The sequence below is a fragment of the Pseudarthrobacter sp. CC4 genome (assembly GCF_048957775.1).
Classification (GTDB): domain Bacteria; phylum Actinomycetota; class Actinomycetes; order Actinomycetales; family Micrococcaceae; genus Arthrobacter.
Genome location: NZ_JARCCZ010000020.1, coordinates 104,674 through 118,441 on the forward strand (window position 1 = coordinate 104,674; position 13,768 = coordinate 118,441).

Annotated in this window: 13 protein-coding genes and 1 pseudogene; 11 read left to right on the top strand and 3 right to left on the bottom strand. The window is 60.4% G+C overall.

The features are described from left to right. Window positions 1-94: 94 nt before the first annotated feature. From PV768_RS14885 to PV768_RS14915, 7 genes and pseudogenes are all read left to right on the top strand, one after another. On the top strand, window positions 95-1,405 hold the full coding sequence (locus tag PV768_RS14885) for a ThiF family adenylyltransferase (protein WP_321213720.1): 1,311 nt from the start codon (window positions 95-97) through the stop codon (window positions 1,403-1,405). Then, complete coding sequence (locus tag PV768_RS14890) at window positions 1,402-1,881, top strand: Mov34/MPN/PAD-1 family protein (RefSeq protein ID WP_409339681.1); 480 nt, start codon at window positions 1,402-1,404, stop codon at window positions 1,879-1,881. The genes PV768_RS14885 and PV768_RS14890 overlap by 4 nt, the downstream gene beginning before the upstream one ends. Window positions 1,882-2,107: 226 nt before the next feature. Then, window positions 2,108-3,361: an IS256 family transposase gene (locus PV768_RS14895; protein ID WP_041653295.1), complete on the top strand. Its 1,254-nt coding sequence runs from the start codon at window positions 2,108-2,110 to the stop codon at window positions 3,359-3,361. Window positions 3,362-3,750: 389 nt separating this feature from the next. Then, on the top strand, window positions 3,751-4,080 hold the full coding sequence (locus PV768_RS14900) for a hypothetical protein (RefSeq protein WP_321213719.1): 330 nt from the start codon (window positions 3,751-3,753) through the stop codon (window positions 4,078-4,080). A 12-nt stretch (window positions 4,081-4,092) separates the two neighbouring features. Further along, window positions 4,093-4,704, top strand: a pseudogene (gene istA / locus PV768_RS14905) (IS21 family transposase); the annotation flags it as partial. Between the two features lie 3 nt (window positions 4,705-4,707). Beyond that, entirely contained in the window at window positions 4,708-5,364 is a 657-nt protein-coding gene (locus PV768_RS14910) for a Mu transposase domain-containing protein (RefSeq protein WP_421093417.1), read from the top strand. Further along, window positions 5,364-5,831 (top strand): hypothetical protein, encoded by a 468-nt coding sequence (locus PV768_RS14915; RefSeq protein WP_321213717.1) that lies wholly within the window; start codon window positions 5,364-5,366, stop codon window positions 5,829-5,831. The genes PV768_RS14910 and PV768_RS14915 overlap by 1 nt, the downstream gene beginning before the upstream one ends. Window positions 5,832-5,962: 131 nt before the next feature. Here the strand turns inward: PV768_RS14915 and PV768_RS14920 are convergent, their stop codons facing one another. The 3 genes from PV768_RS14920 to PV768_RS14930 form a co-directional block, all read right to left on the bottom strand. Further along, window positions 5,963-6,286: a hypothetical protein gene (locus PV768_RS14920; RefSeq protein WP_321213716.1), complete on the bottom strand. Its 324-nt coding sequence runs from the start codon at window positions 6,284-6,286 to the stop codon at window positions 5,963-5,965. Window positions 6,287-6,871: 585 nt separating this feature from the next. Next, window positions 6,872-7,642 (bottom strand): metallophosphoesterase family protein, encoded by a 771-nt coding sequence (locus PV768_RS14925; protein WP_321213715.1) that lies wholly within the window; start codon window positions 7,640-7,642, stop codon window positions 6,872-6,874. 208 nt (window positions 7,643-7,850) lie between these two features. Continuing rightward, the gene (locus PV768_RS14930) at window positions 7,851-8,339 is read right to left on the bottom strand and encodes a helix-turn-helix transcriptional regulator (protein ID WP_321213714.1); all 489 of its coding nucleotides are present in this window, start codon (window positions 8,337-8,339) and stop codon (window positions 7,851-7,853) included. Window positions 8,340-8,780: 441 nt separating this feature from the next. On the opposite strand from PV768_RS14930, the gene PV768_RS14935 reads away from it, so the two are divergent. The 4 genes from PV768_RS14935 (at window position 8,781) to PV768_RS14950 (ending at window position 13,748) form a co-directional block, all read left to right on the top strand. Continuing rightward, window positions 8,781-9,608 (top strand): TnsA-like heteromeric transposase endonuclease subunit, encoded by an 828-nt coding sequence (locus PV768_RS14935; protein ID WP_321213713.1) that lies wholly within the window; start codon window positions 8,781-8,783, stop codon window positions 9,606-9,608. Continuing rightward, on the top strand, window positions 9,601-11,619 hold the full coding sequence (locus PV768_RS14940) for a transposase (RefSeq protein ID WP_321213712.1): 2,019 nt from the start codon (window positions 9,601-9,603) through the stop codon (window positions 11,617-11,619). The genes PV768_RS14935 and PV768_RS14940 overlap by 8 nt, the downstream gene beginning before the upstream one ends. Continuing rightward, the gene (locus PV768_RS14945) at window positions 11,619-12,671 is read left to right on the top strand and encodes a TniB family NTP-binding protein (RefSeq protein ID WP_321213711.1); all 1,053 of its coding nucleotides are present in this window, start codon (window positions 11,619-11,621) and stop codon (window positions 12,669-12,671) included. Before PV768_RS14940 ends, PV768_RS14945 begins: the two co-directional genes overlap by 1 nt. A 768-nt stretch (window positions 12,672-13,439) precedes the next feature. Then, window positions 13,440-13,748 carry a hypothetical protein gene (locus tag PV768_RS14950; protein ID WP_421093415.1) on the top strand — a complete coding sequence of 103 codons (309 nt, stop codon included), beginning with the start codon at window positions 13,440-13,442 and terminating at the stop codon, window positions 13,746-13,748. Window positions 13,749-13,768 lie beyond the last annotated feature (20 nt).

Below are 13,768 nucleotides of genomic sequence, written 5' to 3' on the forward strand. Positions count from 1 at the left end.
GCACGACTACATCGGGTACGTACGCGAGACCTTCATAGACAATCTCGTGCAACGTGGGATGCGATTGACCACCGAGGTGTCAGCGGGAGGGACAATGAAGGTTGTTCTCGTACACAGCGACTTTTCCGTCTCACTGACAGAAGGGTTTCCTTACCTGCCGCCGAAAGTTACTACAAGCCTTTTCCATCCGAGGACATGGCATCAGGAACCTGATGGGGGACTCTGCCTCTACACGAGCCGTGACCGTAACCGAAGTCCGTGGCTTGACCCAGATGCGTTCCTTGAACGCATCGATCAATGGTTTGAGAAGAACAGCCAGGGCTGGCCTGACGATCCACCGGCACTGGACTTGGAAGCATACCTTGGACTGCCTGCGGACCAGAGGCTAATTGTTTATGGTGACTTGGATCGGTTTGTCGGAGGCTATGTCACTTTCCGGAGCGAGGGCGCAAGGGCGATTCGTCTTCATGGCGCTGGTAAGGCCGCAAGGAAGAGAACCCGAGAACTAACGGGCTTCGTGGCTAACCTCGGCGAGCTGACTGCACCGCCTCAGGACTGGGACAGTCTTTTTGACCGACTCGCAGAGTCCGCCACGTTGCGAAAAGAGATTGAACGCGGCCGTCTCGACGTCCTGCTCATCCAATACCACCGGTCGGCGCAGAAGGGCGTCGTGGCGATTACGTTCCCGAACGCGGGCCGCGACCCTTGGTTCGCGCCCTCCGCAGGATTCGACCGATCCTCAATGCGGCTGCGTTCCGGCCCAGCGAGCGGTGAACTGGGGGGCAAACACGTTTACATAGTTGGCGCGGGGGCTCTTGGATCCCACATCTGCGACGGGCTATCGCGCGCGGGTATTGGACACCTAACGATTCAAGACTCGGATTACCTTACACCTGGCAATATGACCCGACACTTTGTCGCTGAGCCGGATCAATTCGGCGTCAACAAAGCCTCAGCAGTGAAGAGTGTACTTAGCAAGCGCCTATATAACTGGGCTGAAATCATCGATGTTCAGCACGGTCTCCTTACACCTCAGGAAGCACTGCAGGTGCTTGAGGGGGACCATCTTGTTGTCGATGCAACGGGTGACGGTGCGGTCACTGCGATGCTTGAGGCGGCCGCAAATATCACCGGCATCAGATTCCTCACGACGTGCCTGCAGAATGACGGCAGAACGCAGCGCGTTGACGTCGTACCGCCCCTTGCGCAAGCACCCCCTATTCCGATGACCAAGGTGCTCCCACACCTGGGATCTGAAGTCTTCGAGGGAGGTTGCGGCGAACCGGTTTCTCCGACGCCTCCATTTGCAGTTGCGGAAGCGGCTGCCATGGCCGTGCGTCACATTGTTGGGTATTTGACCGGCGAACCGGCGTCACCGGCTGGAGAAGTCAGGGAATTCAAGTGAGGCCGGCGGCGCCTGAGCTGAGACTCAGTGATCAGGCAGGAGATCGATTACGGGCCGCCGCGCGCGCATCCCGAAATAGGGAGCAAGGAGGCATCCTCGTGGGGTACCGGACAATGGCCGGGCTGGTAGTCGAGGACGCTCTAACGGTTGCTGACGAGTGGGCTTCGCACGGACGGTATGTGCGTCGTTCTAGGAAAGGCCAAGAGGTACTTGCGGCATACCTACAGCATCAGGTGGACCCGATGATCGGATACGTTGGTGAGTGGCACACTCATCCGTTGCCGTTCCCGCCGAGCACAACTGATCATGCATCAATGGCCATGATGGCAATCCGAAATACGGAGTGCATTGCCTTATTGGTGGCGGCTCTCCAAAGAGACCTGAAAAGCGTATCTTTCTACGCCCTAGCTACCAAACCATCGCACCAAGCCCGGCGATGCCTCGGTGTGTATCGAAAAGCGTGGGTAGTGCTCTAGTACTCCACTTATAGTGCAGCTGAGGGCTTTGGTGGCCCTTACGCACACACTCACTCTCTACTAGCTGATCGGAAAACGCGCCATGTTGGACCGCGGCCGCTAATCGTTACGGATCCTGGCGTTCCAGGGCTGAGGCAGGGGACTGTCTGAATAACGGTGTGTGGAGTCCGGCCTGATCCGAAAGGAGACGGCCGTGTCAGAGTCCACGTCCGAGATGGCAGGGGTGATGATCGATCCTGTGACGGGAGAGATCATCGATCAGAAGGAGCTTGCGGAGCGGTTGCTCGCGCAGGCCAAGGAACAGGGCGTGAGCCTGGTAGGCCCGGGCGGGCTGCTGAACCAACTCACGAGAAATGTGCTGGAGACCGCTCTGGAAGCCGAGCTGACAGAGCACCTCGGCCACGAGCACGGCCAGACACCGATCGCAGCCAACATGCGCAACGGCACCAGGTCAAAGACCGTGTTGACCGAGATCGGTCCGGTCGAGATTGAGGTGCCCCGGGATCGGGACGGGTCGTTCGAACCGGTGATCGTGCCCAAGCGGAAACGGCGTCTGGACGGGATCGACCAGATCGTGCTCTCCCTCTCTGCCCGGGGGCTGACGACCGGGGAAATCGCCGCCCACTTCGAGGAGGTCTACGGGGCCAGAGTCTCTAAAGACACCATCAGCCGCATCACGGAGAAAGTCGCCGGAGAACTGGCCGAATGGTCGGCCCGGCCTTTGGATCCGATCTATCCGGTGCTGTTCGTTGATGCGGTCGTGGTCAAGGTCCGTGACGGGCAGGTGCGCAACACCCCGTTCTACGTCGTTATGGGCGTCACCACCAATGGGGAGCGGGAGATCCTGGGCATCTGGGCCGGCGACGGTGGCGAGGGTGCCCGGTTCTGGCTGCAGGTCTTCTCGGAGCTGAAGAACCGGGGCGTGGAAGATGTGCTGATCGCCGTCTGCGACGGGCTCAAAGGCCTGCCGGAGGCGATCACGACCACGTGGGAGCGGACGGTGGTGCAGCAGTGCATCGTGCACCTGATCCGCAACAGCTTCCGCTACGCCGGACGCCAGCACCGCGACGGCATCGTCAAGGCGCTCAAGCCGGTCTACACGGCCCCGTCCGAGCAGGCGGCGAAGGACCGATTCGCCGAATTCACTGCCGAGTGGGGCCAGCGGTATCCGGCCATCGTACGGCTCTGGGAATCCTCCTGGGCCGAATTCGTGCCCTTCCTGGAGTACGACGTGGAGATCCGACGGGTCATCTGCACGACGAACGCGATCGAGTCGATCAACGCACGCTACCGAAGGGCGGTGAGGGCCCGCGGGCACTTTCCGAACGAGACCGCTGCCCTGAAATGCCTATACCTGGTCACCAGATCTCTTGATCCAACCGGCGGTGGCCGTGCACGCTGGGTGATGAGGTGGAAGCCTGCGCTAAACGCGTTCGCTATTACCTTCGCTGGCCGGTTCGAAAGAACCACTCAACAATGAAAACCGGCCGGACTCGACACACCGTTTATCGGACAGTCCCTGAGGCAGATATGCGAAGCGAGTAGTCGGGTGGGTTCTTGTTCCGGATAGCCGCCGCGAACCGACCGTAGGTACCGAAATTTGCTGTGGTGCCAGAGCTGAGGAAGTCTGGCTGGCGGGAGCGTGCCTGCTAATCGGGACTATGGCCAACATTTGGTCTCTGAACACTTACGCTGTGTTAAAATCCGGCTACTTAGCCTGATGCCCTGGCAGATAGCGTGAGTTGGTACTGGCGTTCCGGGTTGTTGGTACTGCTGTTCCGGTGAGTTGGTACTGTCGTGGCTTGTGGGTGCTGCGCTGTGGGTGAGGCGGTGCACTGGGCGCCGTCTCTTCCTATGTGAGGAGGCAGCATGGCCGATTTCAAGGCCATCATGACCCTGGCCGTTGCTGGTCGCAGCTATGACGAGATCGTCGCGAGGGCGGGGTGTTCACGCCGTGACGTGGCCGTGGCGAAGAAGATGATCGCGGCCTACGGGTTCACCGCGGGACAGATCGGGGCGATGTCCCCGCAGGAGATCGCACGGTTGTTTCCCGATGGCCGGAAGAGGGTCACGGAGTCTTACGAGCGACCGGACTTTGATCGGGTGCTGGCCTCGATGAGGGAGAACCGGCACTTCACCCTTCAGCAGGCCTGGAGCAGGTATTTGGCTTCGAGTACCGGGAACGGCGGGAAGAAGTAGGGGTACTCACAGTATTGCGCCCTGTTCGCCGAGCATGCCCGGGTGAGCGATGTGGTGGCGACACTGCATCACGAGCCGGGCCGGGCGATGCTGGTGGACTGGGCCGGGGACACCCTGGGGGTCGTGGACGCGGTCACCGGCGAAGTGACGGGGGTCTATCTGTTCGTGGCGGTGCTTCCGTATTCCGGGGCGGTGTTCTGCCACGGGTACACGGACATGACATCGGCGTCCTGGATTGCCGCCCACGTGGCGGCCTTCTCGTTCTACGGCGGGGTCCCACAGCTGGTGGTCCCGGACAATCCGGCGACCTCGACCCACCGGCCGAAGCGGGGCGAGTCGGCCCGGGTGCTTAACGCCCGGTACCAGCAGCTGGCCGAGCATTATTCGACGGGGATCGTGCCGGCCCGGGTGAAACGCCCCCGCGACAAGGCCGCGGCCGAGTCGGCGGTGAACGTGGTGAACAAGCGGGTGATCGGCTATCTGGCCGAGGAGGTCTTCACCACGGTGCAGTCCCTGAACGCGGCAATCGGGGCCCGGCTGGTCGAGATCAACGAGCGGATTCCCCGGGCCGATGGGAGCACCCGGTGGGAACGCTTCACCGCCGATGAGTCCGGCCTGCTCCAGGCGCTGCCGGCCGACGGGTTCGATTCGGTGGAATGGAAGCAGCTCAAGGTCGGACGGAATTACCACGTCAGCTGCGATTCCCAGCATTACTCGGTGCCTTACACCTATGCCGGGCAGCTCCTGCGGGTCCGGGTCACCTCCACGACGGTCACCGTCTTCGACGGGGACCAGGTCATCTGTGAGCATGTCCGGCGGCAAGGCCGGAAGGGCCAGTATTCGACCGATGTCGCGCATGCCCCGACCCGGCACCGGGGTATCGACGGGTTGTGGTCCAAGCGGTGGTTCACGGACCGCGCCCGGGGCTTCGGGCCAGCCACCGCGGCGGTCATCGCCGGGATCATCGACCGGCACGCGGTGGAGGCCCAAGGCTATCTGGATTGCCAGAACATCCTGGAGTCCTTGGGCCAGCGGAACAAGGCCCGTCTGGAGGCCGCCTGCCAGGTTCTGCTCGACACCGGTCAGGGCCCGGGAACCTACAGCACGATCAAGCGGATCATGGCCACCATCGACTCGGACGCCAAGAAGCCCAGGACGGTCACACCGGCGGCGGCCACCCGCAAACCCGCGGGTGGCGTTGACTCCGGCGCAGGCATCGGGGCGGCGGTGCACGTGCGTTCGGCTGAGCACTACCGGCGCGGCGGACAGGGAGGGCAGGGCTGATGTTCACCAGCGAGGACCACGAGAAATTCCGGACCCTGCGCATCGCGCACCTGGCCGTGCGGTTCGAGGAACTGATCACCGACGAGGCCAATGACGAGCTCACTCCCGAGCAGATCTTCCTCACCGCCGTGGACGACGCCCTCCAACAGCGCTGGGCCCACCGGATCGACAAGCTCATCCGGGCCGCCAGATTCCCCATCCCGCAAGCCTCGGTCGCCGAGATCAACTACCAGGAAGGACGCGGGATCACCCCGGTGCGTTCCCGCCATTGCATCGTTAATCACGCTACTCGGATAGCCGTTTCTATTGATGCCCTGGTAGCGGGATGTCCCGTGCAAGTATTGAAGGTCAACAAGACGGTGCTCCTGACCCACGGCGAGGAGGGTCAGCCATCTCACGCGCCCACTCGATTACCTCCTCGCTCCCGCCCACTAAGCGCTCCTGATTTCAAACGGATCAATCCGTAAGGAAACTGGCCGGGCCACACGATGGCCCCCGCCGGGTTGATACCTTGCAGCCTGGCACCCGAGCTGCCAGTTTTGCGGGGTCCTCCTCTAGGCGTGTAGAACAGGTATGTCTCACGAGTTTGGCGAAGCGGTCATGCTAATACATCCGGAGTTAGGAGAGCATCGATCCGCACCACAGGCGAAGTCATTCTGAGGGTAGGGATCTCGTCGTCGCGGACCTGGATCCAATAGCGGGCGGACGCCCCGACGGCGCACGACTCCAGCATGAGCAGTTCGAGTGCTTCCCCGTCGCGGCGCAACTTCGAGAACCCCGCGTCCAGATAATCGATGAGAGGCGCGCTTGCGGCCATCTGCCGCTTGACGGTTCTGGCTGTCAGATCGAGCAAATAATGGCTGCCTGTAGCGGTGGTCACGAGGTAGCGGCCCGCGTCGTCATTGCGTAGCTCCTGCACCATGGTGAGAGTGTAGCCGCAGCCTGACACGGCTCTGGTACCTCACCGACGACGCGGAAAACCGTGCCCCGAGCTAATGCCGAGTGGTTTCGTAATGCCAAGGACAAGGGATTTGGCTTTATCGGAGGCTGGTTCGCGCTAGTTCTGTACCACCCACTCGGCGCGGCTGAGAAAGCCCAGGCCGGTATGTCTACGCAGAGCTTTGATGCCGGCGGGCGACCCTACTATGAGCAGACCGACGGGAAGGTTTCGACGGATATGCAGTTGGTGGGCGCCGATGAGAACTGGCACCGACGGGGACAACGGTTGGCGAACGTCGCGAAGAATCAGGAAGCCGCGCTTACGCAGAAGAGACGGGTCCGGGGCCACTTCGCGGGCGACCAGCTCGTAGACGGGCCATCCTGCCTCGCCGACTACTCGCCTGGCCGTTTCTATGACTTCCCTGCTGGCAGCAGGTCCGGAACAAGTAGCCACCGTCAGCAAGGACGGTGCTCCTGGCCCAACGGCAAGGGAGTAAGCCAGCTCGGTCGCCCACTCGGCCGCGTCCATGCTCATACTCTAAATCAGCGACGGCGGGGAAGCACTTCACTATGCGTTCCGGATTTCAAGCGGGTCAATACGCAGAGGAACTTGGCCAGGCCACACGAGGACGCCGTTCCCATGACGGGAGTTCTCCATATTGAGCACGTCCACTCTCGTAACCATTCCATTCGGATGTACCAGCTGGTGTATGCGCCGCTGATGCCAGTGGCCACAGAACAGATGAGGCACGGCCAACGAATCGACGACCTCTCTGAGCAGGACGCGAGTTTTGTTCGCTTTCTCAATCAGTTCTGGGCTGAGTTGGAAGTCTCCTGTCAGCGGAACGCCTGCAGGCGCGTCGTGGGAAATCAGGATGTCCAGAGGGCCGCCGGCGATGAGTGCTTCGGCTTCCTCGCGAGTGGGTTCTTCATTGGGCCACCAGTCCTTCCCGTTGGTCCTGTGCTCGTAATCGACGCTAAACGCGCCGCCTAAGCCACCGACAGCAAGGCCCTCGATCGTGGTTCGACTGCCTCTGGGCAAGACCCGGACGTTTGATCGGATGGTTGCCAAGCCGTCGTCTTCGACGAGGAGCTTTTCCAGAGTGTCCCAGTTGTCGTGATTTCCCCCGGAGACGACAATGGTGATTCCCAGATCCATCAGGTACTTGTTCAGCTTCGCCTCATACCGTCCCCGTTTGGCACCCGGCCAATCAAATCCAAAGTCTCCCACGTGAATGGCAGTGCGGACGCCTTCGCGGGCAGCTGACCTAATGGAGGTCAGCGCCCAGCCGGCGTTGCCATGCCAGTCACCGAAGACTGCCAGGGGAGAAGATGACATCCGTCCAGCATACGGAGATGTGGGTACTGGGTTCAGCCCAGGTTGGGCATGGCTACATTCGGATCCAATCCTTCCGGTGTGGAAGAGCAGCAAGGCAAGTCCTCAGTCTTCGAGCGGTCGGACGTGGTCGGCCCAGTAACTAGGCGGGACATCTTGCCTTGGGGAGATAGCTTTCTTGGAAGTCCGCGAGTCGCCCGTTGAGGGGTTGTCAGATGATAGGCGAGTAGCTTGGTGGGCGGGACGCGTTGGGGGGTTGTGATTCTTCGGTGTGATTCTGGTCTGTTGCTTGGCTTGGCTTCCGCGTCATGGGTGCCTGGGTTGGTGAGTGGCTCAGAGGCCGAGCTGCTTCGTAAATCTGTGCCAGTCTCGACTTCTTGCCGCTCGTGAAACGGTCTCGCGGGTCGTACCTGCCGACGACGGCGTCGAATGCCTCCGGCACTGCGCGCGCAATCATTCCAATGTCGTCCATGCGCATGAGGACGGACCCACGCAGCATGCGCGTAAGCCTCTGGTAGTTCAAGCCCGTCATTTCCGACAACGTCACTACGCTCATGCCGCGCTCCGTTAGGGCGTCGCGTATCCCCTTGGCAAATAAGTGCTGAACCATCGCGCCGGAAACCTGGGTAACGTTCGCCCCGGTCTCCTTTACGAACTCCGGATGCAGCTTCATGCCAAACTCTCGGGGGTTGATGAGCATGGCGCGAGGCTCATACCTCGGGCCCGTCCTGGGTCTCTGTTGGCTGGGCTTCCCCATGACAATGAAGATACTCCCCATAGGCAAAGAGAGAGAGTTATGTACGTAGGCGGTACAACCTTATTGCCCAGCCGTATAATGGACATGTAGGCGAATCATTTCAGTGCACTTAACCAGCAGCCCTTGGCGGTCGCTGAGCGTGATGAAGGTCGCACGCTAGCCGTACCACCTTTCCAAGATGTCGCGAATGACGGCAGGATTCCTTTCCTGCGTTGCCCACTCCCTTTCAGTCGGTCCATTCTCGACTATTCATCCGATACGTCGGCCGGGCGGACGCACGCCCTGCGGACGTAGGCGTAAGTCGGCTCCCGTGGTTCGCTCGCCCGCCGCGCATGCCGTTCTCATTGCATAGGGCGTTTGAGATCAAAAAGATTTGCGGGTGGTTTGGATGAACCCAACCAGGAACCGGACGACTTCGTTTTCATGCGAAGAGTGGTCTTCGTGAGCTTCCCCGGAAATAGGCGGCTTTCCGTACGCGCTCAGGCGCCACCTAAGACATTTGGCAGGGACGTCTTCCATTGGATCGACGCCGAGGGTGTGGGACACGTGGCTCCTGCGGACAGCAGGGCCACAGGATTGGACCTTCATAAGGCGACAGTGTTCCGGCAAGGGATCAAGTATCCTCGGCGGCGGAATTATGAGGGCTATTACTGGTTTTCCCGCACAGGTCAGCACCTGTGGTACGAGTCCCTCACGGAGTACTCAGCACTGATGTGGTTGGACTTCTCGCAGGACATCGTAGGCATATCGACCCAGCCGATGTGCATCTCCTTTGCGGACGGAACAAGCCACTATCCCGACTTCTTCACTGTTCAATGGGACGGAACCCAAACCCTCTATGACGTCCGGCCGCAGAATCTCATCGACGCCAAAGCAGCGGAAACATTCACAAAGACCAGAGACCTTTGCCAGCGCATCGGCTGGCCATATCAAATCCTGGGCGACCTTGGATTGCCCATACGCCACAACTTGGAGTGGCTTGCAGCCTACCGGAACCCCCGGTACAAAGCCCCCCAGGAGATTCAGGAACTCGTGGTTGACCTCGTTTCCGAGCCCGCCAGGTTGCTGGACGTAGCTCGGGCATTAAGTTCAGGAGCTCCTGCCTTCAGCATCCACTTTGTCTACAACCTCATATGGACACGAGAGATCCGCGCTGACTTAGCACGCCCGTTGTCCTGGAACACCCTTCTCCGAAAGAACGAAAATGTATAGCGTGCGAATTGGCCAAGAGATCAGACTCGACGACGGAAACTACGTCATCACCGGCCTGAACCGCGGAAATCTGAAACTGAAGAATCTGGATGATCAGGAATACTGCGCACTCCACATCACTGAACTGGTCCAAAGGATGACGGACATCCCCGGGGGAGCAGGCACCACGGACTACGCCGGTCCGGCGATACTGGACACAATCTCCGATAAAGAACGCAAGCACATCGACCTGCTGGCCCTCCACCTCCGGGAGTTGATAGACGGCACGCCCCCGACCCCCGACACGGAACCCCGCCCCGAGTATGATCCCGCACGATTTTCGCTGGCCGACCGTATCGATCTGAAAGCTAAGGAACTGAACAGCCTTGGCTGGTCCTGCTCTGCGCGCACGCTTCGGCGAAAACTCGACGCCTACCGTGAAGCCGGGGAGGCGGGGTTGATCGACCGTCGCGGTTCACGGCACGATGACCCATTCAGGAAGCTGGATCCGAGGGTCAGAGATGCGCTGATCAGCGTTATTGCAGCAGAACGGGACTCGTCGACGGGCTCACGCGAACGGTTTTCGCTGCGGCTGGAAAAACGTCTCCTCAAGGACTATCCGGGCCAGGACGTCAAGGTCCCGCCGCGCACAAGTCTGTGGCGATATGAGGCGTTTCTTGGGAAAAACAAATACGCATTCGGCAATGCTGCGAATAGGCGGAGCGCCGCGAATGCTCCTGCCCGCATGTACAGTTCCCGCCCGCCAATCATGCCTGGCCATGAAGTGCAGGTCGACACGTCTGATTTCGACATCCTTGTGCTCGACGACGATGGGAAGCCGCAAAGGGTGAAGCTGGTCATCTTCCTGGATAAGGCCACGCGAAGCATCATCTCGACCGGCATCAGACGCGTTGCGACCAAAGGCTTCGACCTCTCCTGCATGCTCGCCCAGTGCGTAGTTCCACGCCCGCTGCGCCCTGCGGACGCGGCGTTCAATGAATTTGAGCTCGCGGAGATGCCATGGGCAGCTGGCCTGAGCGCGGACGAGGTCGGAAAGTACGACACGACCAGGCCGTTCATCGTTCCGGCGCGGATCGTGACGGACAACGGCTCTGACTACCTCTCGACAACGTTCCGCTCCGCGTGCCAAGGACTTGGCATCAGCATTACAGAGTGCTCCATTCGGACACCAACGGACAAGCCGAATGTAGAACGGGCATTCGATGCCATCAAAACCCTCTTCGCCCAGTTCCTGCCCGGATACACCGGGGGAGAGGTAAGCCGGCGCGGGAAATCCCCTGAGAAAGATGCCGGACTTTTGGACATCTATACGCTGGCCGAACTTTTTGAGCGGTGGGTCGCGGTGGTCTGGCAGAACAGGCCCCAGGATGGACTCCGGGACCCTCTCTGTCCTGGTGTGCTCCATACGCCAAACTCGATGTACATGGCTATGTTCGACGCCACGGGATTCGTACCAATCCCGTTGACGGCGGCTGACTACATCGCGATGATGCCGATTGAGTACCGGACCATCCAGATGGACGGCATCCAGATTCATTATCGCAGATACGACTCCCCGTATCTGCAGCGCTATCGTCTTTCGCCGTCCTATGTGACTGGCCATAAGCGCAAATGGGCCGTGCGGACGGATCCGAACAATCCCGCGGCTGTCTGGGTCCAGGACCCCGAGGACCAGTCGTGGATTCAGTGCGACTGGATGAACCAGGACGCCTTCGGAAAGCCCTTCTCTGCTGAATTCAGGCAAAAAGCCCGGGAGGTCGCCGCGGAACTGGGCGTCAAGGGCGACCCGCAATCCGGGCGTGTGATCGAAAATGTCCTGAAGGCCACCCGGACTGAAAAGGCGAAAACAAAGGCTGCCGAGCAACGGCAGGCGGCGGCGCAAAAGCTTGCCCACGACGCCGGGATGCCTGACCTCGTTGTACAGCGGCCTGATCTGCTCGCGCCGGCCGAAAGCCCCGACATCGAAGTTCCGACAGTCGGTATTTTTGACCCAAATCAGGAGTACCTCTGATGTTCTTCTCGGAGCGCCCTCCTGAGGTCCTTGATCAGTGGGAAGGCCTAACCAACATACTCAGTCGGCCCGGGGAATTGCCGGAATTGCCCGACGCCTCATCGTGGGCTGGGATGGGACCAACGGAGCGGGAGCCGTTCAACAACCGACGGCTCGATTATCTGGGGGCCGACCTTGTCATTTCGACGCCTCAGCTTAAAGCCGTGGTGCGAAAGGCCCAGCTTGCCGTCCTGCAGAACCGATCCCGTGTGGCAGGGCGCCTCGGTGTTCTCGTCTCGGGCGAGTCGACCATGGGCAAAACGACGGCGTGCCTTGCAGCTATGAAGACGATTTACGGACGTTATGCACTTCAGTACCCCCAGTTCATGGAACTCGACCACAAACCCGTCATCTATATCGAAGTACCTGCAGGCTGCACTGGCAAAGCGGTCGTGGGACGATTCGCACAGTTCCTGGGGCTGCCCATAAGGAGCCGGGACACCCTGGAATCGCTTCTGACAACAGTTGTAGGCCAACTCCAAAAGAGCAGAACGGTGCTGGTCGTCGTTGATGAAATTCACAACCTCAGCACTGTCAACAACGGCAACGGCGAGAGCGTCGACGTTCTGAAATCCCTTTCGAACAGGGTTCCCGCAACGTTCCTGTACGCCGGCATAAACATCCATCTGGGGCCGTTGCTCACAGGCGACCGTGGACAGCAGATAAGAGGACGGTTCACGGCCGAGGTACTGCACAGGTACATGAGGGCCACAACGACCGAGAAGGCGCTCTGGAAGCGGATCATTGAGTCCTTTGAAAACCAATTGCTCCTCTTCAACCACCACGAAGGGGACCTGGCCGCCGACGCGCAATACCTCCATGATCGGACACGCGGCTCCATCGGCAGCCTCGGACGCCTTCTGACAGGGGCAGCGCAGTGGCTGATTTCGAGCGATGCCGAAGCGGACGACGAAAGAATTACACGCGAGGTTCTTGAGAGTATCCCCCTGGACATCGATGCAAGCGAAAACTGGCTTCAGTCCGATCTCGCCCACATGGACGACGGGAAATGATGTCCATCGAACGAAGCCTGCACGCGAAGGACGCCGGCAGTCACGTACAGGAGGCTCACCTTGCATCCGGACCAGGGAATCGGCACCAACCGGCAAAAGACCGGCGCAAGGGACCGCTGGGGAATACTTACCTCGCCGGATGTGGCAAAGACCCACCCGACGATAGGGGACATGAGGGAAAGATTGCCTCTCCACGCACGGATCCGCCGGCTGGAAACGGCAGCCAGTTATACGGCTCGACTGGAGGAAACGAACTTCCTCAGCACCGGAACACTGAGAGAACTCGCATTGTCCTTCGCGCCTCGAACCCAAGCCAGAACAATAAGACGCCGGGACGTAAGAAACGCACTTGAGATCTTCCTAGAGACTCGCGCCGGCGTGCCATCAGGCTTCTTCGAACGACAAAGGGACCTAGCGGGTAGCCACGCCCACTCCCCGCGATTCCTATGTCCTTTCTGCGCCCACGGCTGGGTTGTGGAACAAAGTCCCCACGCATTGGAACATTGCTGCCTAAAGCACCGTCTCTGGACGGGACCCGGCACGGAGGCTGCGAAGCTTCGACGCCCCGAGAGCGCAACGACCGGTCCTGGGCTGCCGCCTCCGCTGGTTTTCGTCTCGGACGAAGTGCTCGCGGCCGAACGCTGCTACCGGGAGCTCCTCCGCCGAGGCGCCGCGCCGCCTGCGCTCGTAGCCGAACTCGTTGACGTGGTGGCCCATCAAATATCTGGGACCGGCACCGGGCGCGTTAGCCTGGAAAACTATGCGGCCGTGGTGTCGATTGCCTGGATGCTGAGCCAACCGGCATTCCTGCAGGCTCTGCTCAATCCCCGCCGAACCTATGCGCAGGCCCGCAGCTTCTTGGACACCCATGTCCTGCGTGCAGTACCCGCTGCCGACGCCGCTCTCAGAGATGCGCTCTGGCTTTTGCTGCGACCAACATTCTTGTGGGTGCGGCAGGAGGTTCAAGGCGAACGTCTAGGGGACGAATTTCGTCCGCTCATTCACGTCAACTGGTGGAATTGTCAGCGATGGTCGAAAAGTGAGCCGTTTCGCGGGCTGAAAAGTGAGCCACTTTGACGCTGGTTATTCTGCCGTAT

Excerpts from the sequence above, each read along its gene's own strand:
- PV768_RS14940 (WP_321213712.1), top strand. The coding sequence starts at position 9,601 with ATGTATAGCGTGCGAATTGGCCAAGAGATCAGACTCGACGACGGAAAC.
- PV768_RS14920 (WP_321213716.1), bottom strand. The coding sequence starts at position 6,286 with ATGGTGCAGGAGCTACGCAATGACGACGCGGGCCGCTACCTCGTGACC.
- PV768_RS14915 (WP_321213717.1), top strand. The coding sequence starts at position 5,364 with ATGTTCACCAGCGAGGACCACGAGAAATTCCGGACCCTGCGCATCGCG.
- PV768_RS14930 (WP_321213714.1), bottom strand. The coding sequence starts at position 8,339 with ATGCTCATCAACCCCCGAGAGTTTGGCATGAAGCTGCATCCGGAGTTC.
- PV768_RS14885 (WP_321213720.1), top strand. The coding sequence starts at position 95 with ATGAAGGTTGTTCTCGTACACAGCGACTTTTCCGTCTCACTGACAGAA.
- PV768_RS14945 (WP_321213711.1), top strand. The coding sequence starts at position 11,619 with ATGTTCTTCTCGGAGCGCCCTCCTGAGGTCCTTGATCAGTGGGAAGGC.
- PV768_RS14925 (WP_321213715.1), bottom strand. The coding sequence starts at position 7,642 with ATGTCATCTTCTCCCCTGGCAGTCTTCGGTGACTGGCATGGCAACGCC.
- PV768_RS14895 (WP_041653295.1), top strand. The coding sequence starts at position 2,108 with ATGATCGATCCTGTGACGGGAGAGATCATCGATCAGAAGGAGCTTGCG.
- PV768_RS14900 (WP_321213719.1), top strand. The coding sequence starts at position 3,751 with ATGGCCGATTTCAAGGCCATCATGACCCTGGCCGTTGCTGGTCGCAGC.